General features: G+C 70.8%; 17 protein-coding genes. 7 read left to right on the plus strand and 10 right to left on the minus strand.

The window, feature by feature from the left end; translation table 11 throughout:
- Positions 1-16: 16 nt before the first annotated feature.
- From ACLZOT_RS24570 to ACLZOT_RS24595, 6 genes are all read right to left on the minus strand, one after another.
- Positions 17-1,858, minus strand: coding sequence for a LamG-like jellyroll fold domain-containing protein (locus tag ACLZOT_RS24570; RefSeq protein WP_416971212.1), 1,842 nt, complete (start codon positions 1,856-1,858; stop codon positions 17-19).
- A gap of 39 nt (positions 1,859-1,897) precedes the next feature.
- Complete coding sequence (locus ACLZOT_RS24575) at positions 1,898-4,813, minus strand: glycoside hydrolase family 2 TIM barrel-domain containing protein (protein WP_416971213.1); 2,916 nt, start codon at positions 4,811-4,813, stop codon at positions 1,898-1,900.
- Positions 4,813-5,658: a carbohydrate ABC transporter permease gene (locus ACLZOT_RS24580; protein WP_416971214.1), complete on the minus strand. Its 846-nt coding sequence runs from the start codon at positions 5,656-5,658 to the stop codon at positions 4,813-4,815. Before ACLZOT_RS24580 ends, ACLZOT_RS24575 begins: the two co-directional genes overlap by 1 nt.
- Before the next feature lie 12 nt (positions 5,659-5,670).
- Positions 5,671-6,624 (minus strand): carbohydrate ABC transporter permease, encoded by a 954-nt coding sequence (locus ACLZOT_RS24585; protein ID WP_416971215.1) that lies wholly within the window; start codon positions 6,622-6,624, stop codon positions 5,671-5,673.
- Positions 6,624-7,910: an extracellular solute-binding protein gene (locus ACLZOT_RS24590; RefSeq protein WP_416971216.1), complete on the minus strand. Its 1,287-nt coding sequence runs from the start codon at positions 7,908-7,910 to the stop codon at positions 6,624-6,626. The genes ACLZOT_RS24585 and ACLZOT_RS24590 overlap by 1 nt, the downstream gene beginning before the upstream one ends.
- Before the next feature lie 85 nt (positions 7,911-7,995).
- Positions 7,996-9,021 (minus strand): carbohydrate kinase family protein, encoded by a 1,026-nt coding sequence (locus tag ACLZOT_RS24595; protein ID WP_416971217.1) that lies wholly within the window; start codon positions 9,019-9,021, stop codon positions 7,996-7,998.
- Between the two features lie 141 nt (positions 9,022-9,162).
- On the opposite strand from ACLZOT_RS24595, the gene ACLZOT_RS24600 reads away from it, so the two are divergent.
- From ACLZOT_RS24600 to ACLZOT_RS24615, 4 genes are all read left to right on the plus strand, one after another.
- Positions 9,163-9,927: a DeoR/GlpR family DNA-binding transcription regulator gene (locus ACLZOT_RS24600; RefSeq protein WP_319724727.1), complete on the plus strand. Its 765-nt coding sequence runs from the start codon at positions 9,163-9,165 to the stop codon at positions 9,925-9,927.
- On the plus strand, positions 9,924-11,261 hold the full coding sequence (locus ACLZOT_RS24605) for a 6-phospho-beta-glucosidase (RefSeq protein WP_416971218.1): 1,338 nt from the start codon (positions 9,924-9,926) through the stop codon (positions 11,259-11,261). Before ACLZOT_RS24600 ends, ACLZOT_RS24605 begins: the two co-directional genes overlap by 4 nt.
- A 70-nt stretch (positions 11,262-11,331) precedes the next feature.
- Positions 11,332-14,376, plus strand: a complete 3,045-nt coding sequence (locus ACLZOT_RS24610; RefSeq protein WP_416971219.1) for an alpha-mannosidase — start codon at positions 11,332-11,334, stop codon at positions 14,374-14,376.
- Positions 14,377-14,400: 24 nt separating this feature from the next.
- Positions 14,401-15,705, plus strand: coding sequence for an alpha-L-fucosidase (locus ACLZOT_RS24615; protein ID WP_416971220.1), 1,305 nt, complete (start codon positions 14,401-14,403; stop codon positions 15,703-15,705).
- Positions 15,706-16,030: 325 nt separating this feature from the next.
- Here ACLZOT_RS24615 and ACLZOT_RS24620 read toward each other — a convergent pair whose 3' ends face one another.
- Entirely contained in the window at positions 16,031-17,185 is a 1,155-nt protein-coding gene (locus ACLZOT_RS24620; protein WP_416971221.1) for an ATP-grasp domain-containing protein, read from the minus strand.
- A 308-nt stretch (positions 17,186-17,493) separates the two neighbouring features.
- Between ACLZOT_RS24620 and ACLZOT_RS24625 the strand changes: the two genes are divergently transcribed.
- A complete protein-coding gene (locus ACLZOT_RS24625; protein ID WP_416971348.1) occupies positions 17,494-18,357 on the plus strand; it encodes a metallophosphoesterase family protein in 864 nt (287 codons plus the stop codon).
- Positions 18,354-19,040, plus strand: a complete 687-nt coding sequence (locus tag ACLZOT_RS24630; RefSeq protein WP_416971222.1) for a 4'-phosphopantetheinyl transferase family protein — start codon at positions 18,354-18,356, stop codon at positions 19,038-19,040. Before ACLZOT_RS24625 ends, ACLZOT_RS24630 begins: the two co-directional genes overlap by 4 nt.
- 3 nt (positions 19,041-19,043) lie before the next feature.
- Here the strand turns inward: ACLZOT_RS24630 and ACLZOT_RS24635 are convergent, their stop codons facing one another.
- The 3 genes from ACLZOT_RS24635 to ACLZOT_RS24645 form a co-directional block, all read right to left on the minus strand.
- A complete protein-coding gene (locus ACLZOT_RS24635) occupies positions 19,044-19,253 on the minus strand; it encodes a hypothetical protein (RefSeq protein ID WP_416971223.1) in 210 nt (69 codons plus the stop codon).
- A gap of 143 nt (positions 19,254-19,396) precedes the next feature.
- Positions 19,397-19,933: a toxin-antitoxin system, toxin component gene (locus ACLZOT_RS24640; RefSeq protein ID WP_416971349.1), complete on the minus strand. Its 537-nt coding sequence runs from the start codon at positions 19,931-19,933 to the stop codon at positions 19,397-19,399.
- 46 nt (positions 19,934-19,979) lie between these two features.
- A complete protein-coding gene (locus tag ACLZOT_RS24645; protein ID WP_416971224.1) occupies positions 19,980-20,627 on the minus strand; it encodes a helix-turn-helix domain-containing protein in 648 nt (215 codons plus the stop codon).
- Between the two features lie 279 nt (positions 20,628-20,906).
- Between ACLZOT_RS24645 and ACLZOT_RS24650 the strand changes: the two genes are divergently transcribed.
- A complete protein-coding gene (locus ACLZOT_RS24650) occupies positions 20,907-21,593 on the plus strand; it encodes a hypothetical protein (RefSeq protein WP_416971225.1) in 687 nt (228 codons plus the stop codon).
- The last annotated feature ends 25 nt before the right edge of the window (positions 21,594-21,618 follow it).

Consider the following 21,618-nt stretch of genomic DNA (forward strand, 5'->3'; position numbering starts at 1 on the left):
GGCTTTCCGGGGAGGGTCAGTGGTTCATGAACTGGCTGACGGGCAGCGCCCGTTCGACGATCCGTACGTCACCGAGGCGCGCGTGGAGGATCTGGTCGATCTTCCCGGCGTACTCGTAGCCCCCGAGCAGCCACGGCAGCCCGACGGACGTGATGCCGGTCGACACGGCCTTGGGGTTGCGCACGACGGGGCAGCCGTCGACGTACAGCGTCGTGTGCTTCCCGTCGTTGACGACGGCGACGTGCCACCAGGTCTCCAGGGGCGTCTGCTGGCCCCAGTTGGTGGCGATGCCCTCCTGGTTGAGGGGGCGCATCGCCCACTGCGGCTCGCGGTCGTTGGACAGCGAGAGCGTGGCGAGCGGCTCGTCCGGGTCGTCCCCGGTCTTGTGCGCGGCGCCGCCCGTGCCGGTCCGGCTGACGATCCCGGACCAGGCGTGGTGCGAGGGGTCCCAGTCGGCGGGGAGCCGGTAGAACGCCTCGATGGTGTAACCGTTCCTGAACGTGGCCTTGTTGAGCGGCGCCGAGTCCACCGTCTTCAAGTAGGCGCCCTTCAACGGCGACTTGAAGCCCTGGAACTCCAGACTTCCGTGCCCCGGCTGGTCGGGGTGGTGGTCGGCGGACCAGCCTAGGGAACCGCCCGCGACGCTCACCGTCGTCAGGTCGTTGCCCTTCCCCGACAGGTCACGGACCGTGCCGCCGGCCGCCTTGTCGAACCGCCAGTACGCGACCGTGCCCCGCACGAGCATCTCGGACGCGGGCCGCGCCGCCCGGACCGGCGCCGGGTCGAAGCCCTCGAAACGCGCCGCGAAGTCGATGTCGACGCTGAACCGGTCGGCGTCACCGCTGAGTTCGATCTCCTGCCGCTCGAACTCGTTGAGCCCCTTCTTCGCCCGCCCGAGGATCCACGGCGACACCGTCTCGACGTCGATGACGTTGCGGTCGAGGTCGAAGCGGTACAGCCGGATCATCGCCGCGCCGCCGAAGTAACGGTTCTGATAGTTCGTCAGATGCAGGTGGACGTCATTCCCCGCACTGTTCTTGCGCGTTGCCCGCCCGGCAGGCCAGTAGTGCCCGTTCAGCGTGAGGAAGATCTGGTCGTGGTCCTTGACCAGCTGGTCCCACAGCTGCTGCCCGTACGCCGACAACTGGTCGTCCTCCACGACGAGTTCGTGCGTCGTGAGGATGACCGGCGTCTTCGGGTGCTGCGCGAGGACGCTCTTCGCCCACGCGTACCCCTTGTCGGACAGCCGCCAGTCCAGCGCGAGGACCAGCCACTCCCGGCCCCCGGCCTTGAACAGGTGGTACGTGTTGTACCCGTCCGAAGACGCCCCGCCGAACGTGGACTTGGACGCGAACCGCTTCGGCCCGAACGCGTCCAGGTAGGGCGAGGCCCCGCGCTGGTCGGTCGTCGAGGACTTCACGTCGTGGTTCCCGGCCAGCACGCTGTAGCCGACACCCTTGCGGTCAAGCAGCCTGAACGCGTCGCCGATCGCCGAGAACTCGGCGGCAGCCCCGTTCTGCGTCAGGTCGCCGAGGTGCGACAGGAAGACGATGTTCTCGTCCTTCCCGTGCTCCAGCAGGTACTTGAGGGACGCCTCGACGGGCTTCGCGTCGATGCTGGGCCCGTCGAAGAGGTACTGCGTGTCGGGCATCACGGCAAGCGTGAACCGACGGCTCCTCGCGTCGGGCCGCCAGGAAGAAGTCGCCGCCTCGGCAGACGCGGTCGGCAGCGCGACCCCCGCCGTCGCGGCGGCGCCGAGCAGCGCCGTCGCCCGCAGGAAGCCGCGCCGTCCGGCACCGGCCTGGGGAGCCTCGCAGGGCTGGCCGTCGGCAGAGTCATGGGCATGCGAAGTACACACAGGTGCTCCGGGTGGTGCATGAGAGATGGGAGTGAGTGGTTACAGCACGCGCAGGGTCCAGCTCCAGTGATGGCAGCCCGTCGCGACCAGATAGGAGGGGAAGGTGTCGGGCCCGCACGACGCCGTGCCGAGCCCCCGGTGCGCCGCGTCCACGTGCACCACGCAGCCCGCGCGCGGCACGAGTTCGTCGTGGTGCGCGGCCGCCGTCAGATCGTCCGCGCGGTGGCGCGTGACGGAGACCTGACGCGGACCGTCGAGGGTGACGGCCAGCCCGGTGGCGTCCGGAGCGGACAGCGTGAAACGCCGTACGCCGTGCCGGCCGCCGCTCTCCTGCGGGCGCAGGTAGGGCGTGAACAGGCGGTCGACGGGCTGCGCGTGATGGCCGACGGGAGCGCCGGCCGCGCGGTCCGGGTACGACTCCCAGGGCCCCTGCCCGAACCACTCCAGCAGATCGAGCCCGGCGACCGTCTCGAAGACCGTCCCGACCCGTGCCACATCGTGGAACGCCTCGGGCACCTGCGCCGACTCGTCGACGTGGATGCCGCCCTCGACCGGCGTGAGGATCTGCCGGTGCCGTACGACACCCGTGGCGCCCGCGTACTCGGCGTCCACGATGACGGTCCCGCCGTCCCGCTGCACCGACACGACCTCGCGCACGAGCTGGTCGAGCCCCCACGCCCGCCAGCGCGACGCGATGCCGCCCAGCTCGTCGTTGTCGGTCGGCGCCCGCCACAGCGACAGCACCGGCGGCGAGGTGAGCAGCGGGTGGACGAGCAGACCGTCGTCGTCGATGTCGACCCGGCCCTTCGCCACCGGTTCCCCGGCGGCCGAGGGCCCCCGCAGCCGCACCTGCGGCACGCAGACCTCCGTCCCCGCCGGCGCCCACGGCAGGTCCTCCGCCGTGCTCACCCGCAGGGTCAGCCACGCCTCACCGCCGTCCTGAGGCAGCGCGAACGGCACGGGTACGACACCGGAGTCACCCGGCGCGAGTTCCGGCAGTCCGGCCCCGGCGACGAGGTCGGTGCCGTCGGCGAGCGCGAGCCGCCACTCGGCGGTCAGCCAGTCCAGGCCACGGAAATGCTGGTGGTTGGAGACCACGAGGTTCCCGTCACCGTCGAGCGCGATCCGGACCGGCGCCGCGATCTCCCGGTGCTCGAACATCACCGGCTTCGGGGTCCGGTCCGGGAAGACGACGCCGTCCGCGATGAACGCCCCGTCGTGATCGGGTTCGCCGAAGTCACCGCCGTACGCCCAGCGGTGGCCGGGTCCGGCGACGCCGCTCTCGTAGAGCCCGGCGCCCCCACGCCCGGCCGGTCGTCCGTCGTTCACACGCTGGAGGATTCCGTGGTCCCAGAACTCCCAGATGAACCCGCCCTGAAGTCCTGGCGTTGACTCGATGGCGGCCCAGTGGTCCGCGAGCGTGCCGTTGCTGTTGCCCATCGCATGGGAGTACTCGCACCAGATGAGCGGCTTCGTCTGCTTCCCCGAGAGGGCGTGCGCGACGACCTCGTCCAGCGAGGCGTACATCGGGCAGGCGATGTCGGAGGCGTCCGAGGCGGCCGCCCAGTCCAGCTTCGCGGCGCCCTCGTACTGAACCGGTCGAGTCGGATCGTGCCGACGCACCCAGCCGGCCGCCGCGTCGTGGTTCGCCCCGTAGTCCGACTCGTTGCCCAGCGACCAGACGATCACCGAGGGGTGGTTCTTGTCGCGCAGCACCATCCGCGAGACGCGGTCCACGAAGGCGTTCAGGTAGCGCGGGTCGTCGGCGATCTCGTGCGCGTGGTCGTGCGACTCGACGTTCGCCTCGTCGACCACGTAGACGCCGAGTTCGTCGGCGAGGTCGTAGAACGCCGGGTCGTTCGGGTAGTGGGAGGTGCGGACGGCGTTGAAGTTGAACCGCTTCAGCAGGACGAGGTCGGCGCGCATGTCCTCGTACGACACCGTCCTCCCCGTCAGCGGGTGGAAGTCGTGCCGGTTCACGCCGCGCAGGAACACCCGCTCGCCGTTGACCAGCAGATCCCGGCCGACGATCGCGACGTCCCGGAACCCCACCCGGTGCCGGGAGACGTCGGCGACGGAGCCGTCGGCGCGGTGCAGGCGGACGGCGAGGTCGTACAGGGCCGGTGTCTCGGCGGTCCATGGGCGGACGTCCGCGACCTGGTGGTTCAGGCGGACCTCGCCGAGGAAGGCGGAGACGCGGCCGTCCTCCTCGTTGAACCGGTCGAGTTCGGCGTCCTGGGTGAGGAGGGCGCCGTTCAGCTCGCCGGTGACGTACCAGCCCTCGGGCAGCTCGCCGTCGGCGTTCCGCACCTCGCAGTCGACGCGCAGCGCACCGTCGGCGGATGCGCGCACGTCGACGTCGGCGAGGTGCAGGGGGTCGGTGGCGTGGAGGAGGACGGAGCGCGTGATGCCCGCGTGCCACCAGTGGTCCTGGTCCTCGATGTGCGAGGCGTCCGACCACTTGACGACCGTGAGGCGGACGAGGATCCGCTCGCCGGGACGCGCGAACGCCGTGATGTCGAAGTCCGCCGCGAGGTGCGAGTCCTTCGAGATGCCGACCGGGCGGCCGTCCACGTGGACGAGGAGCACGCTCTCGGCGGCGCCGACCTGGAGGGTGATGCGCTTGCCGGTCCAGTCGGCCGGGACGTCCACGACCCGCTCGTACACGCCCGTCGGGTTCGCGGCGGGCACGGACGGCGGGACGTCGGGGAACGGCATCCGGACGTTCAGGTAGACCGGCAGGTCGTCGGTGTTCTGGAGGGTCCACGCGCCCGGGAGGGTCTGCGAGGACCAGGCGCCGCCCAGCTCGGCGTCCGGGGAGGGCAGCAGCTGGAAGCGCCATTCCCCGTCCAGGGAAAGGGAGCCCGCGCGGCGGTCGACGGCGGACATGGGCAACCGCCCCCAGGAGGTCACCTCGGGTGACTCCCAGGGGCGGAGCAGGAACAGCGGGTCCATCACTTGATGGCCCCCTTCGCGAGGTCTCCGATGATCTGCCGGGCGCCGATCGCGAACACGATCAGCAGCGGGACGAGCGCGAGCAGCGCGCCGGTCATGACCATGCCGTAGTCGGTGGTGCCGTGCGTGCCGTTGAGCTGCGACAGCGCCACCTGGAGGGTCACGTTGTCCGGGTTGGTGAGCGCGATCAGCGGCCAGGCGTAGTCGTTCCACTGGCCCATGAACGTGAAGATCCCGAGGAACGCGAGCCCCGGCCGGACGACCGGCAGGGCGACGTGCCAGTACTGGCGCAGGAAGTTCGCGCCGTCGATACGGGAGGCGTCGAGCAACTCGTCGTGGATCGCGCCCTGCATGTACTGGCGCATCCAGAAGATGCCGAACGCGTTCGCCGCCGCCGGCACGATCAGCGACGTCATCGACCCGATCCAGCCCAGCTTCGCCATGATCACGAACTGCGGGATCGCCGCGAGCTGCGCCGGGACCATGAAGATCACCATCAGCAGCGCGAACAGCAGCCTGCGGCCCGGGAAGTGGAACTTCGCGAAGACGAACGCGGCCAGCGAGTCGAAGAACAGCACCAGCACCGTCACGCTGGTCGCGACCAGCAGCGAGTTCCACATCGACCCGAAGAAGTCGACCGCGTCGAACAGGTTGCGGACGTTCTCCGCGAAGTGCGAGCCCGGCAGCAGCTTCGGCGGGTAGGAGAAGATCTCCGACGAGGTGTGGGTCGACATGATGACGGCCCAGTAGAACGGGAACGCCGACAGCAGCAGCCCGATGACCAGTACGGCGTGCAGCGCGACACCGCGCCTGCGGGAGCCCTTGATGCCCTTGTTGGAAGACATGGCGCGCGGCTCCTAGTCTTCGCCCCGGCGCTGCACCAGGCGCCAGTTGACGATCGAGAAGATGATGACGACGAGGAAGATGCCCCACGCCACGGCGGCGCCGTAGCCGAAGTCGTTGTTGTCGAAGGTCTGCTGGAAGAAGTAGAGGACCATCGTCTGGCCCGAGTGCCCCGGACCGCCCGCGTACGTCGAGTCGTTGGCGGACGACTGGAGCAGCACCTGCGGCTCCGAGAACGACTGGAGTCCGGTCACCGTCGAGACGACCAGCACGAACAGCAGCACCGGCCGCATCATCGGCAGCGTGATCCGGAAGAACGTCTGGAACGGGTTCGCCCCGTCGACCTTCGCCGCCTCGTACAGCTCGCTCGGGATCGTCTGGAGCCCGGCGAGGAAGATGATCGCGTTGTAGCCGGTCCACTGCCAGGTCATCAGCGTCGCGATAGCGACCTTGATGCCCCACGGCGTGTTCAGCCACGCCACCTGATCGAGCCCCACCGCCTGCAACAGGGCGTTCATCAGGCCGAAGTTGGTGGAGAACACCGACCCGAAGATGATCGCGACCGCGACCACCGACGTCACGTTCGGCAGGAAGTACGCGAACCGGTACACGTTCTTGAACCGCACGGCCGAGTTCAGCATCACGGCCGTCACCATCGCCAGGAAGATCATCGGGAAGGTCGCGAGCGCCCAGATGATGATCGTGTTCCCGATCGAGTTCCAGAAGTCCGTGTCGGACAGCAGATACCGGTACTGCGCGAACCCGGCCCACTCCATCGACCCGAGCCCGTCCCAGCGGTGGAACGACACGTACAGCGAGAACCCGACCGGGATCAGGCCGAAGCCGAGGAACAGCAGGTAGAAGGGGGAGATCGCGGCGTACAGATGCCAGTACTTGCGCCAGCCCTTCTTCGGCTGGGTGGTCGCGGATCTCTCGATCACGGGCGGTTTCTCCAGGGCGGTGGCCATCAGTAGCTCACCCCCAGGTGCTTGGCGATCCGGCGGCACTTGCTCATGGCGTCCTTCCAGGCCTGCTCGGGGTTCTTGCCGAGGACGCCGACGTTCTTGATCTCGTCCTTCAGGGGCTGGCCCAGCGCGATGTCGAACGGGCTGTTGTAGGCCACCGGGATCTTCTGCGCGGCCGGACCGAAGACGTCCATGGTCACCTGCCCGCCGAAGAACGGGTCGGGCTCGGTCAGCTTCTTCATGCCGTACGACGCGGGCGTCGACGGGAAGAGCCCCGCGTCCACGAAGCCCTGCGCCTGGTTGTCGGCGTTCAGCAGCCAGGTGATGATCTCGAACGCCTTCTGCGGGTCCCGGCACTCCTTGGTGATCGCCAGGAACGAACCGCCGATGTTGGAGGGGCCGCCCGGACAGTTCGCCACCCGCCACTTGCCGGCCGTCTTCGGGACGCCCTGCTTGAGGTCGCTGGTCGACCAGGACGCGTTCAGGTTCGACGGCAGCTTGCCGTCCTCCTGCGCCGACAGCGCGTCCGGGGTGCCGCTGACGATGCTGGAGACGATCCCGCGCTTCTTCGCCTCCACCGCCCGCGCCCACGCCGTACGGACGTGGTCCTCGTCGCCGATGAAGTGGCGGTCCTTGTCGACGTACTGCTTCGTGCCCTGGTTCATCGACATCGTGAAGACGCTGGTGATGTCGGTCAGGAGGTAGGTGCCGGGGATGCGCTTCTTCAGCTGCTCGCCGGCCGCGAAGAACTGCTCCCAGGTCGCGATCTCCCGGGACACGTCGGCCGGTTCGGACGGGAGGCCCGCCTTCGCGAAGACGGCCGGCTGGTAGTAGTGCGCGACCGGGCCGCAGTCGATCGGGAAGCCCACCATCGTGCCGTCGTCGGCGACCCCCTGGTCCCACTTCCACGACAGGTACTGGCTCTTGAGCTTGTCGGCGCCGAGCGTGCGCAGGTCCACGAACTGGTCCGCGTTCGGCAGGTAGGACGCCATGTCCTCGCCCTTGAGACCCGCGATGTCCGGGATATGGGCCTGGCCGGCCATGGTGGTGATCAGCTTCGAGCGGTAGTAGCCGCCGATCTGGATCGCCTTCAGGTCGACCGAGGGGCCGTACCGCTTCTTGGCGTTCTTCACGACGGTTTCGCTCAGGCCGCCGTTCCAGTACCACAGCACCATGTTGTCGCCGGTCGAACCGGCCGGTACCGCGCACGCGGAGGCCAGGCCGCCGAGCGCGCCGGCGGCGCCGGTGGCAAGGCCCGCACGCAGCAAGCCTCTTCGTGAGAGCCGCACAGCTCCCACCGCCTTTCGGATCTGTTCTGTACTACTCGGGGGACTACTCGGAAGTGGGGGTCTTCAGGGGGGTGTTCGAGGGGGGCTAAAGGGGTTTCGCAGGAGGCGTCACCGGCGCGTACCGCACCGGCCGTCCCGGGTCGGCGGGCAGACGGTCCGTCAGGAACCCGTACGCGCGCCGGAGTTCGGGGTCGGTCACCGAACGCCACCACCGGTCCACCCCGTACCAGCCCGGCGCCGCGAGCGCGCCGCCGTGGTGCTGTACGGAGAGGCCGGCGGCCAGCACCGCGAACTTCAGGCGCTCCTCCAGCGGCCACTCGCCGAGCGAGGCGGCGACGAAGCTCGCGCCGAACACGTCACCGGCGCCCGTCGCGTCCAGCACGTCCACGGGGAGCGCGGGGACCTCGGCGTACTCGCCGGTCGTCTGGTCCACCGCGACCGCGCCCTCGCCGCCGCGCGTGACGACCGCCACCGGCACCAGCTCGGTGAGCGTGCCGAGCGCGGCGACCGCGCTGTCCGTGCGGGTGTAGGCCATCGCCTCGGTCTCGTTCGGCAGGAACGCGTGGCACAGCGCGAGCTGGTCGAGGAGGTCGCGCGACCACTCCTGGGTGGGGTCCCAGCCGACGTCCGCGTACACCCGGGTGCCGTTCGCGGCGGCCTTGGCGATCCACTCGCGCGGCTCGGCCTCCAGGTGCACCAGCGCGGTGCGCGCGGCGGGCGGGGCGGCCATCAGCTCGTCCTGCGAGTACGGGGGCTCCTGGCCGTGCGTGACGAGGGCGCGGTCGTCGCCGTGCGCGAGAGCCACGGTCACCGGGGTCGGCCAGTCCCGCGCGACCCGGGACAGGGTGAGGTCGACGCCCTCCTGGCCGGCGATGACCTCCTGGCAGTACGCCCCGTAGAAGTCGTCGCCGAAGACCGTCGCGAGCGAGGTGCGCAGGCCGAAGCGGGAGGCGGCCACCGCGAGGTTCGCGATGCCGCCGGGGCCGCAGCCCATGCCGGCCGTCCAGACCTCCTCGCCGGGCGTGGGCGGCTTGCCGAGGCCCGTGAGGACGAGGTCGTAGAAGAGCAGCCCGGTCAGCAGGACGTCGGGAGTCCGGGGGGTGTCGTCCACGGGGTGGCGCCTCTCGTCGGAACGTTCTTCAGAACTGTTCACATTCGGTGCACGGAATCGTGCGCTCTCTTGCAGACCTGGTCAATAGTCGAGCAGAAATGAGCATGGATTTGATTGAAGATGACGAGTAGTGTTCGTGTCGTGCTGGCAGAACGACGACATCAACTCATCCTCCGGGCCCTGCGCTCCGGCGGCCCGGCGGCCGTCACCGACCTCTCTGAGCAGCTCGGCGTCAGCCCCGCCACGATCCGGCGCGACCTGGTCAAGCTGGAGGAGGACGGCCTGCTGACCCGCGTCCACGGCGGCGCGGTCGCCGAGGAGGGCGACCAGCCCTTCGCCGAGGTCGCCGAGGTCCGCGTCACCGAGAAGGACGCGATAGCCGCCCGAGCGGCGGCCATGATCACGAACGGTCAGTCGGTGCTGCTCGACATCGGCACCACCGCCTACCGCCTCGCCCGGCAGCTCCACGGCCGCCGCCTCACCGTCATCACCAGCAACCTCGTCGTCTACGAGGAGCTGGCCGACGACGAGGGCATCGAGCTGGTCCTCCTCGGCGGCGTCGTCCGCCGCGACTACCGCTCGCTGGTCGGCTTCCTCACCGAGGACAACCTCCGCCAGCTCCACGCCGACTGGCTCTTCCTCGGCACGAGCGGAGTGCGCCCCGGCGGGCAGGTGATGGACACGACCGTCGTCGAGGTGCCGGTCAAACGCGCGATGATCAAGGCGAGCGACAAGGTCGTCCTCCTCGCCGACCGGGCCAAGTTCCCGGGCACGGGCATGGCGAAGGTCTGTGGTCCAGAAGATCTGGACGTGGTGGTGACGAACGCCCCGGTCGACCCGGTGACCCGCTCCTCCCTGGGAGAGGCGGGCGTCGAGGTGATCGTGGCAGGAAAGGTGCAGGCGTGAAACTGACGATTCTGGGCGGCGGCGGATTCCGGGTGCCGCTCGTGTACGGGGCGCTCCTCGGGGACCGCGGCGAGGGCCGGGTGACCGAGGTCGTCCTGCACGACCTGGACGCGGGGCGGCTCGGGGCGGTGACGCGGGTGCTCACCGAGCAGGCCGCAGGTGTCCCGGACGCGCCTGCCGTGACCGCCACCACCGATCTGGACGACGCCCTGCGCGGCGCCGACTTCGTCTTCTCCGCGATCCGCGTCGGCGGCCTCGAAGGCCGGGCGAACGACGAGAAGGTCGCCCTCGACCAGGGCGTCCTCGGCCAGGAGACGGTCGGCGCGGGCGGCATCGCGTACGGGCTGCGCACGGTCCCGGTCGCCGTCGACATCGCGCGGCGGGTCGCCCGGCTCGCCCCGGACGCCTGGGTCATCAACTTCACCAACCCGGCGGGCCTGGTCACCGAGGCCATGTCCCGCCACCTCGGCGACCGCGTCATCGGCATCTGCGACTCCCCGGTGGGCCTCGGCCGCCGCATCGCCCGCGTGCTCGGCGCGAACCCGAACGACGCCTACATCGACTACGTCGGCCTCAACCACCTCGGCTGGGTACGCGGCCTGAAGATCGCCGGCCGTGACGAACTCCCGCGCCTGCTCGCCGACACCGACCTCCTCGGCTCCTTCGAGGAGGGCAAGCTCTTCGGCACCGACTGGCTCAAGTCCCTCGGCGCGATCCCCAACGAGTACCTCCACTACTACTACTTCAACCGCGAGGCCGTCCGCTCCTACCAGCAGGCCGACAAGACCCGCGGCGCCTTCCTGCGCGACCAGCAGGCCCAGTTCTACGACGAGGTCGCGGCGCCCGGCGCGCACGCGCTGGACGCCTGGAACCGCACCCGCGCCGAGCGCGAGGCGACGTACATGGCGGAGAACCGCGAGACGGCCGGTGCCGGCGAGCGCGACGAGGACGACCTCTCCGGCGGCTACGAGAAGGTCGCCCTCGCCCTGATGCGGGCCATCGCCCGCGACGAGCGCACGACCCTCATCCTCAACGTCCGCAACCGCCACACCCTCTCCGTGCTCGACACGGACGCGGTGATCGAGGTGCCCTGCCTGGTCGACGCGAACGGCGCCCACCCGGTCGCCGTCGCCCCGCTGCCCGGGCACGCGGTCGGGCTGGTCAGCTCGGTCAAGGCGGTCGAGCGCGAGGTGCTGGCCGCAGCGGAGTCCGGCTCCCGTACGACGGCGGTGAAGGCGTTCGCGCTGCACCCGCTGGTCGACTCGGTCAATGTCGCGCGGCGCTTGGTGGAGGGTTACACGGCCGTCCACCCGGGTCTCGACTACCTCAAGTAAGCTCCCGGCGGAAAGCGCCCAGAAAGCGCTTTCTGCGGTTGGTCCGGCATCCCCTCCCTGGAGACCTCTCATGCATGACGAACGCCAGCGGATCGAGGAGCGCGTAGAGCGCCTCCACACCCAGCGCATCAAGCCCGCGATCTACGCCGCGACCGTTCCCTTCGCGGTGGAAGCCTGGCAGGCCCCGGGAGAGCCGGTCTCCTTCGAGGAGGCCACCGGGGCTTCTTACGAGCCGTTCGAGATGGGCACCCCCTGGGGCCCGCCGTGGGGGACCACCTGGTTCCGGATGCGCGGCACCGTCCCCGCCGAGTGGGCGGGCCGCCGCGTCGAGTCGGTCATCGACCTCGGCTTCGTCGGCGACTGGCCCGGCAACCAGGCCGAGGCCCTCGTCCACACCGTCGACGGCACCCCGCTGAAGGCCGTCAACCCCCTCAACCAGTACGTCGCCGTCGCCAACCCCGCCGTCGGCGGCGAGGAGATCGACTACCTCGTCGAGGCCGCGTCCAACCCGGACATCCTCGCCGACAACTTCTCCAAGATCACGCCGATGGGCGACATCCTCACGGCCGGCGACAAGCCGCTCTACACCTTCCGGCACGCCAACCTCGCCGTCCTCGACGAGGAGGTCTGGCACCTCGACCTCGACGTCCAGGTCCTGCGCGAGCTGATGGTCGAGCTGAGCGAGCACGACCCGCGCCGGCACGAGATCATGCACGCTCTGGACCGGGCGATGGACGCGCTCGACCTGGACGACGTGTCGGGGTCGGCGGCTGCCGTACGTGAGGTGCTGAAGCCGGTGCTGGCCAAGCCCGCCAACGCCTCCGCGCACATCGTCTCCGGTGTCGGCCACGCCCACATCGACTCCGCGTGGCTGTGGCCGATCCGCGAGACGAAGCGCAAGACGTCCCGCACCTTCTCCAACGTGACCTCGCTCGCGGACGAGTACGAGGAGTTCGTGTTCGCCTGCTCGCAGGCCCAGCAGTACGAGTGGGTGCGCGACAACTACCCCAAGGTGTGGGCCCGCATCCAGGAGTCCGTGAAGAAGGGCCAGTGGGCGCCCGTCGGCGGCATGTGGGTCGAGGCGGACGGCAACCTCCCCGGCGGCGAGGCCGTCGCGCGCCAGCTGATCCACGGCAAGCGGTTCTTCATCGAGCACTTCGGCATCGAGACCAAGGGCGTCTGGCTCCCCGACTCCTTCGGCTACACCGCCGCCTACCCGCAGCTCGCCAAGCTCGCCGGCAACGAGTGGTTCCTCACCCAGAAGATCTCCTGGAACCAGACCAACACCTTCCCCCACCACACCTTCTGGTGGGAGGGCATCGACGGCACCCGCATCTTCACCCACTTCCCGCCCGTCGACACCTACAACGCCCGCTTCAGCGGCGAGGAGATGTCCCGCGCGGTCCGCCAGTACCGCGAGAAGGGCAACGCCAACCGCTCGCTCGCGCCCTTCGGCTGGGGCGACGGCGGTGGCGGCCCCACCCGCGAGATCATGGAACGGGCCCGCCGACTGCGGGACCTGGAGGGCTCGGCCAAGGTCGAGATCGAGCACCCCGACGAGTTCTTCGCCAAGGCCCGCGCCGAGTACCCCGACGCCCCCGTCTGGGTCGGCGAACTGTACCTGGAGCTGCACCGCGCCACCTACACCTCGCAGGCCCGCACCAAGCAGGGCAACCGCCGCAGCGAACACAAGCTGCGCGAGGCCGAGTTGTGGGCGACGACGGCCGCGCTGCACGCGCCGGACTACACCTACCCGGCCGAGAAGCTCGACCGCCTCTGGAAGACGGTCCTGCTCCACCAGTTCCACGACATCCTGCCCGGCTCCTCCATCGCCTGGGTGCACCGCGAGGCCGAGGCCGAGTACGCCCGCGTCGCCGAGGAGCTGGAGGAGCTGACCGCCGAGGCGATCGACGCCCTCGGCCACGGCGGCCTGCGCGTCTTCAACACCAGCCCCTACGACCGCGCCGAGGTCGTCCGCACCCCCGACGGCACCCGCGCGTACGTCGAGGTGCCGGGGAGCGGCAGCGCGGCGCTGACCGACTCGGCGGCCCCGCACCCGGTGACCGTCGACGGGCTGACCCTCGACAACGGCCTGGTCCGGGTGGAGTTCGCGGAGGACGGCACGCTGTCTTCCGTACGGGATCTCCGCGCCGGCCGTGAAGTCCTCGCCGAGCCCGGCAACCTGCTGCGCCTGCACACCGACCTGCCCAACTACTGGGACGCCTGGGACATCGACAAGCACTACAAGAACCGCTACACCGACCTGCTCGACGCGGACTCGGTCACGGTCGTCGAGGCGGACCCGCTGATCGGCGCCGTGCGCATCGAGCGGTCCTTCGGCAAGGGCTCCACGATCGTCCAGACGGTCACCGTCCGCGCGGGCAGCTCCCGCATCGACGTCGAGACGGACATCGACTGGCACGAGGCCGAGAAGATCCTCAAGGCCGCGTTCCCCATCGACATCCGCGCCCCGCACTCCTCCGCCGAGATCGCCTTCGGCCACATCCAGCGCCCCACCCACACCAACACCTCGTGGGAGTCGGCCCGCTTCGAGGTCTCCGGCCACCGCTGGGTCCACCTCGCCGAACCGGGCTACGGCGTAGCTGTCCTGAACGACTCGACGTACGGCCACGACGTGTCCCGCACGGTCCGCGAGGACGGCGGCACGACCACCACCGTCCGCCTCAGCCTGGTGCGCGCCCCGCGCATCCCGGACCCCGGCGCGGACCAGGGCCGGCACCGCTTCACCTACTCGCTGCTGCCCGGCGCGAGCATCGCCGACGCGGTCGCCGAGGGTTACTCCCTCAACCTGCCGCTGCGCCTGGCGGAGTCGGCGGGCACGGCCGAGCCGGTCGTCTCCGTGGAGGGCGAGGGCGTGACGGTCGAGGCGGTCAAGCTCGCCGACGACGGCTCCGGCGACCTCGTCGTCCGGCTCTACGAGTCGAGCGGCGGCCGGGCTCGGGGAGTGCTGCGCACGTCGGTGCCGATCGCCGGGGCGCAGATCACGGACCTGCTCGAACGCCCCCAGGAGGACGCCGAGTCGGCTGCCGACGGGTCGGTGGCGGTCGCGCTGAGGCCGTTCCAGATCCTCACCCTGCGCCTGCGGCGCGCATGACCCCTGTGGGACGGGCACTCGGCGGTGCCCGTCCCACGGGATTCCCCGAACACCCCTGCTTGGCCTAGGAGTTCAGCCGTGCCCATGCAACCCTGGTTCACCGACGCCAAGTTGGGGATCTTCGTCCACTGGGGCATCTACGCCGTGGACGGCGTCCCGGAGTCCTGGTCCTTCTACGACGACATCGTCCCCTACGACCAGTACGTCTCCCAGCTCGACCGCTTCACCGCGTCGAAGTACGACCCCCGCGCCTGGGCCGACCTGTTCGCCCGAGCCGGCGCCAAGTACGCCGTCCTCACCTCCCGGCACCACGACGGCGTCGCGATGTGGGACACCGGGCACAAACACCTGGGCCTGGACCGGGACTTCCTCACCGGATACGCGGACGCGCTGCGGGAGAAGGACCTCAAGGTCGGCCTCTACTACTCGCACTCCGACTGGAGCCACCCCGACTACGCGTCCACCCGCAGGCCGGGCCGCCCGCCGGAGCAGGAGGACAACCGGTACTCCGAGTGCTCCGCCGAGGACGAGGACCTGGCGGCCTGGGAACGGTTCATCGCCTACCGGGACGGCCAGATCCGGGAGCTGGCGTCCCGCTTCCGCCCCGACCTGATGTGGTTCGACGGCGAGTGGGACCGCAGCGAGGAGCAGTGGCGCATCCCCGAACTCGCCGCGCTCATCCGCTCGTACGTCCCGGACGTCGTCTTCAACGCGCGCATGCTCAGCGAGGGCGACTACGCCACCCCCGAGCAGGGCGCCCCGATCGTCCCGCCGGACGGGCCGTGGGAGCTGTGCCTGACCATCAACGACTCGTGGGGCTTCCAGCACCACGACCACAACCACAAGTCCCTGGCCCAGCTGATCCGTTACTTCACGGAGACCATCGGCGGGGGCGGCAACCTGCTCCTGGACGTCGGCCCGAGGGAGGACGGCACGATCCCCGAGCCGCAGGCCGAGCGCCTCGAAGGGCTGGGGGAGTGGATCCGCAAGCACGAGGAGGCGGTGTACGGAAGCGTGCGCGGGCTTCCGGCGGGCCACCACTACGGGCCGAGCACCCTCTCCGCCGACCGGCGCACCCTCTACCTCGTCCTCTTCGACGCGCCACGCGCCGAGATCGGCGTCCGGGGCCTGGCGACCGGCGTGCGCCGGGTGCGGGTCGTGGGCTCCGGCACGGAACTCGGGCACCGCGTGGTCGGCGGACTGCACGACGCGGTGGGCGTCCTGTGGATCGACCGGCCGCAGGAGGGCGACCTCGATCCGTACGCCACGGTCCTGGCCGTCGAGCTGGACGGCGAACTGGAGCTGTACCGGGGAGCGGGCCGGTTCTGAGAGCGCGCGCGGCCCGGGACCGGACCTGAACACCGGTCCCGGGCCGGGACGTCATTCGGGTCGGTCGGTCGCTCCCCGTGACAGCGGCCGACCGACCCGATCCCCCGATCGCTCCGCAGATCTCCCGTACCCCGTTCGGTCCCCCGCGAGGTCTGCGGAACTGGTGGTGCTTCCCCAGGAGTTGCTGGGTGCTTCCCCCGAAGCTCCCTGCGCCCACATGAGTAAGAGCACCCACCCCGCCCCCTGATACACCCTCGCGGAAAAAATTCTCCCCCGGTTTTCGCGAACGGGTCCGCGGCCGGGGGAGACTGGGTGTGACCTGCGTCTATGCGGAGGCGGTGGCCTCCGAGGCGACCGGCGTCCCCACGGCGTTCTCGCTGTCCTCGCTCCCCACCGGCATCGCGGGCGCGGCGACCGCCGGGAGCACCGGCTCGTCCACCCGCTGCTGCGGCAGCGTCACCGGGCGCAGCGGACGCGGCCCGGAGACGACCGTGTAGTCCTGCCCGAGGAACGGCGGCGCGATCTCGCCCGGCTCCTCGCCCAGCGCCAACTGCACAGCCGCCCAAGGGGCGTTGACGCCGCACAGCGACAGCTGGTGCAGCCCGCCGGCGGGCCGGGTGTTGACGTCCATGAGGACCGGCTCGTCGCCGAACATCCGGAACTGGACGTTGGACAGGTAGTGCAGGCCGAAGCCCTCGGCGATCAGCCGGGCCGGCTCCAGCCACCGGTCGTCGAGCGTGAACCCGCGCCGGCGCCCGTTCTTCGTGCGCCCGATCGCCATCCGGACCAGGTTGTCGGGGCCGGTGAGGCAGTCCACCGACACCTCGGGCTGCTCCAGACGCGGCATGACGATCCAGTCGACCTCCTCCTCGGCCTCCTCCAGCGCCGCCGTCACCATGTCCAACGGGACGTAGGGGGACGGGAATCCGCTGAGGTGCGTGAGCGAGAAGGGGGCGCGCGTCACGATGCGGAAGCCCACCCCGCCCGCGCCGGACGCCGGCTTGAAGCACGCCTTGTGGCCGTCGGCCTCCAACGCGTCGACAGCGGCGACGAGTTGCTCCGCCGTACGGACCCGGAACCACGGCGGCACGGCCACACCGACGGCGCGCACCGCCTCGTACGCGACGATCTTGTCCTCGAAGACGGCCACGGCCTGCGGCGTCGGGGCGAGCAGTGCGGTGCCGACGGCCTCGAAGTCGGCGCGGTGCGCGACGATCGCGGACTGGTGCAGGCGGGGCACGAACACGTCGATGGAGCGGCGCGCGCACTGGTCGAGCGCGAACTCGACGTAGGCGGCGGGGGAGAGGCCCTCGGGCTCCAGGTCGGCGGTGTCGGCGGCGGCCAGGACGGGGGAGTCGGCGTCGCCGTGCGTCGCGTGGATCTCCACGGCGCGGTCGCTGGGATTTCTCCGCAGCTGATCCATGAAGAAGACGTTCTCCGCGTACGTGCGGTTGAGCCAGACGCGTACGCGAGAGACCATGCGAGGCCGCCTTTCAGGGTTCGCGGGCAGGGCGAAGCAGGCCCGGCCCGGGCAGGAGGTTGGAGGGACACCAAACCGCCCTGCGCGAAGGGAAGTTCGTGGCGGTGGTGTTGGGGCGATCATACGGCCTGCGCGGGGTGCCGCGTGCAACACGCGTGTTACGGATTCCCGGGGCGCGCGTGCCCCGTGTTCCCGGGCAGGGGGCCCCGCGTGCGACGACGTCGTACGGGACGGCCTTGTCGCGGGGCGCCGAATGTGTTGTCGTGGTGACCTTGGACCGTGTTGTGGACGAGAGACGGGGGCGCGTGGTGACGACGACGGCCGGGGGAGCCGGGCGGCTGCTGGCCATCAGCGACCTGCACATCGGATACCCCGAGAACCGGGCCCTGGTGGAGGAGCTGCAACCGGACACGCCGGACGACTGGCTGCTGGTCGCGGGGGACGTCTCCGAGAACGTCGCGGACATCCGCTGGACCCTCAAGACCCTCGCGAGCCGCTTCGCCAAGGTCGTCTGGGCGCCCGGCAACCACGAGCTGTGGACCCACCCCGCCGACCCGGTCACGCTGCGCGGCGTCGAGCGGTACGAGCACCTCGTCGCCGTCTGCCGCGACCTCGGTGTCGTCACCCCCGAGGACCCCTACCCGGTCTGGGAGGGGCCCGGCGGACCGGCGGTCGTCGCCCCGCTGTTCCTGCTGTACGACTACTCCTTCCTGCCCGCCGGGTGTGCGACGAAGGAGGCGGGCCTGGAGTACGCGCACGGCACGGGCGTCGTCTGCAACGACGAGTACCTCCTGCACCCCGACCCCTACCCGACCCGCGAGGCGTGGTGCCGGGCGCGGGTGGAGCTGACGCTGCGGCGCCTGGAGGAGGAGCTGCCGGCGGACCTGCCGGTCGTCCTCGTCAACCACTACCCGCTCGACCGGCACCCCACCGAGGTGCTCTGGTACCCCGAGTTCGCGATGTGGTGCGGGACGACGCTGACCGCCGACTGGCACCGCCGCTTCCCGGTGGCCGCCATGGTCTACGGCCACCTCCACATCCCGCGCACCACCCGGCACGAGGGCGTCCGCTTCGAGGAGGTCTCCGTGGGCTACCCGCGCGAGTGGAAGAAGCGTGAACGGCCGCCGGGGAAGCCGAGGTTGATCCTGCCGACGGAGGGCGAGAGCCGGTGATCGAGCGGTTGCTGCCCGCGTCGGTGGTGACGGTGGAGGCGATCGGCCCGGCCGCCGCCGACCCGGCCGCCGAGGCGGGCCTGTACCCCGAGGAACGCGCGGTGATCACGAAGGCCGTCGACAAGCGGCGCCGCGAGTTCGCCACCGTACGCGCCTGCGCGCGGCAGGCGATGGAGAAGCTCGGCGTCCCGCCCCGGCCGGTCCTGCCCGGCGAGCGCGGGGCGCCCGGCTGGCCCGAGGGGGTGCGCGGCAGCATGACGCACTGCGCCGGGTACTGCGCGGCAGCCCTCGTCCGCGCCGCCGACCTGGCCTCCCTCGGTATCGACGCGGAGCCCCACGACCGGCTGCCGGAGGGCGTGCAGTCCGCGATCGCGCTGCCCGCCGAGGAGGAGCGGCTCGCCGCCCTCACCGCGAGCCGGCCCGAGGTCCACTGGGACCGGCTGCTGTTCAGCGCGAAGGAGTCGGTGTACAAGGCGTGGTTCCCGCTGACGGGGAAGTGGCTGGACTTCTCGGAGGCGGACATCACGCTGACACCCACGCAGGACGCCTTCGGCACGCTGTCGGCGACGCTCCTCGTGCCGGGGCCGGTGGTGGAGGGGCGGGAGGTCAGGCGGTTCGAGGGACACTGGATCGTCAGCGACGGGCTGCTGGCCACGGCCATGGTCATTCCGTACACATCATGAGTTTCAGGGACACCACCCCCGGACGAGCCTGAAGAACTCCTCCTCGTTCCCCGTCAGCCCCGCCCGCCCGAGTGCCTCCTCCGCCTCCGCGAGCACCGACGCGGGGACGACGCGCACCTCGCCGTCGTACGCGGCGGCGACGGTGTTCAGGAGCCTCAAGTACGCCTGGACTGCGGCGCGTTCACGGTCGGTCAGTACGGCGGTGGTGGGCATCGGGCGGCTCTCCCCTGGTCGGCGTCGGCTGGTTGATGTCGTCGTACCGTCCAGCTTGCCGCCCGCCACTGACAATCGCCCTCAACCCCGTTGCGATGCGCTCCGGTTCACCTGCATAGCGGAGGAAATGTTTAGAGCGCGGGTCACTTGGTGTCCTGCCGCAGATAGCCGAGGGACGCCTCGATCCGCCCCGACAGCCGGTCGCGGCGGCCCTTGCGGGGCGTCCCCGCGAGCAGCCCCCGGCAGCGGCTCGCCAGCAGCAGGCCGAAGCGCTCCGCCTCCCGCTCGTCCGCCTCGTCGAAGCGCGTGCGCGCCGCGACCCGGCGCACCGTCTCCTGGAGGTCGGCCCCGTCGCACAGCAGCCGCGCGGCGACCAGCGCGCCCTCGGTGCCTTCTACGGGGCGGCCGTGGTGACCGGCGGTCATGTGCCACAGCTCGTGTCCGAGGATGACCAGTTGATGATCGGGCGCGGTCCGTTCCTCGACCACCACGAGGTCCTGGTCGGCCATGTCCAGCCACAGCCCGCTCGCCGTGCCCACCGGGAACGCGGCCGTACGGAAGTGCACCGGACGGCCCCGCCGGCGGCTCATCCCCGCGCACAGGCCCGCGTACAGCTCCCCGGGAGTCGTGGGCGCGTCGAGGGCCAGCCCCGCGAGGAGTTCGCCGCACAGCCGCCGCATCGGCCTGCTCATACCCACCGCCCTCCCTGGTTCATGACTCGGGGGTTCACGACTCGGGCCGCTTGACGCTCTCCAGCAGCATGTCCAGCCACTCCGCGACCTTGTCGCGGTGCTGGTCGGTGGGGAGTTGGGCGGCCCGCCAGGCGATCCCGCGCACGCCGTGATCCTGGAGGAGCCGCTCCAGCGGGTCCGGCGCCGACGCGGCCTCCCGCGCGGCGAGCTGCTGGAGCAGCTCCTGCTCGGTGTGGAGCAGCACGCTCGTGATCGCCTCGGGGTCGTCGGCGGTCAGGAAGCCCGCGTGGACCCGGAAGAACCGCTGGATCGCGTCGCAGTGCTCCATCGTGGGCCGCCGGTCGCCGTTGATGAGCGCGCCCGCCTGCTGCCGGGACATCCCCGCGCCGTCCGCGATCTCCTGCTGCGTGTACTTGCGCCCGCCCGGCTTGAGACGCGTACGCCGCAGCAGCCCCAGCCGTTGCAGGAAGCGGGCCTGGACGTCGGGCTCGCCGGCCGGGCGCCCGCTCAGCAGCGCCTTGACGACGGGCTCGGGCACGCCGGACGACACCGACAGCCGGGAGATGTCGAAGACCTGGGCGTGCGGCACGCCGAGCCGGTCGGCGAGCGCGGCGACCCGGGCGACGAGGGCCGACAGCGAAGCCGTCGCCGGGTCACCCGCAGCCTCGTAGCCATCCGTCACGGAACAGGTCTCCTACATCTCTCGCGAACGCCCCGCGGCCCGACCGGCCGAAACCGCCTCCCCCGCACCGACGGTCACACTCATCCATACCGGCAGTCACGGTCAACTGCCCGGAGGGTAGCCGGTTTTTCGAACTCACATCCAGGTCTCGCCACAACTGTGGCCAATTTCAGCCGTCAACCACCGTCGAATGCCACGATAGTTGACATGACGAGTGCGGGGGCCGCAGGATCGGGGCGCCGCGAGACGGCCGCATCAGGCAAGAGGGGTGACCTCCCGATGGCATACAGGGCAGGTGGGGAGCGGTCCGTACCGCGACCCGTCCCCGCGGGTTCCGAGGCCCACGCGTACCTCCAGGACTACGCCGCACTGCTGGACGCGGTCTCCTTCCCGTCCGTCGTGCTCGACGGACGCTGGGGCGCGGTCCTCGCGAACACCGCTTTCCGGACACTTTTCCGCGAGGTCGGCCCGCACCCCACGGCGATGCCCGACGACAACTTCCTGCGCTTCGTCCTCTTCCACCCGGACGCCTCGCTCGTCCTCGGCGACCACGAGTCGCGCTGGTGCCTGCCGATGCTCGCGCAGTTCGCGGCGGCCCTGGAGCGCGACGGCGACGACCGCGAACTCCAGGCGGTCCGGCGGGAGATCGCACAGGACCCGATCATGGAGGCCGCCTACCGGCACGGCCTGCCGCGCTGGATCCACGAGGTCGGCCCCGCCGCCCTCGCCCTCGACGGCGCCGTCCGCCCCCTCGTGCACCCCGACCCGCGCTGGGGCGCCACCGACTGCCGCATCGTCACGGAGGCGCCCAAGGCCCTTGAGGACATGGGGTGTACGCGCCTGACGCTGGTCCTGCGCGAGCCGCGCCGGCATCAGCACGGGGGGCGCCGGGGCGGGGTCCGTGGGGCGCGCAGGGGGGCGAGTCACCTCACGGTGGTCCCGTCACCTTCGCCATCGGAGGGGTGAGCGGCCCGGATTCCGAAGCGACTTG

The sequence above is a fragment of the Streptomyces sp. 4F14 genome (assembly GCF_048159485.1).
GTDB lineage: Bacteria > Actinomycetota > Actinomycetes > Streptomycetales > Streptomycetaceae > Streptomyces.

Bases quoted from the DNA above. Each gene is read 5' to 3' on its own strand.
- ACLZOT_RS24575 (WP_416971213.1), bottom strand. From the start codon at position 4,813: ATGGACCCGCTGTTCCTGCTCCGCCCCTGGGAGTCACCCGAGGTGACC.
- ACLZOT_RS24580 (WP_416971214.1), bottom strand. From the start codon at position 5,658: ATGTCTTCCAACAAGGGCATCAAGGGCTCCCGCAGGCGCGGTGTCGCG.
- ACLZOT_RS24585 (WP_416971215.1), bottom strand. From the start codon at position 6,624: ATGGCCACCGCCCTGGAGAAACCGCCCGTGATCGAGAGATCCGCGACC.
- ACLZOT_RS24610 (WP_416971219.1), top strand. From the start codon at position 11,332: ATGCATGACGAACGCCAGCGGATCGAGGAGCGCGTAGAGCGCCTCCAC.
- ACLZOT_RS24620 (WP_416971221.1), bottom strand. From the start codon at position 17,185: ATGGTCTCTCGCGTACGCGTCTGGCTCAACCGCACGTACGCGGAGAAC.
- ACLZOT_RS24635 (WP_416971223.1), bottom strand. From the start codon at position 19,253: ATGCCCACCACCGCCGTACTGACCGACCGTGAACGCGCCGCAGTCCAG.
- ACLZOT_RS24640 (WP_416971349.1), bottom strand. From the start codon at position 19,933: ATGCGGCGGCTGTGCGGCGAACTCCTCGCGGGGCTGGCCCTCGACGCG.
- ACLZOT_RS24650 (WP_416971225.1), top strand. From the start codon at position 20,907: ATGGCATACAGGGCAGGTGGGGAGCGGTCCGTACCGCGACCCGTCCCC.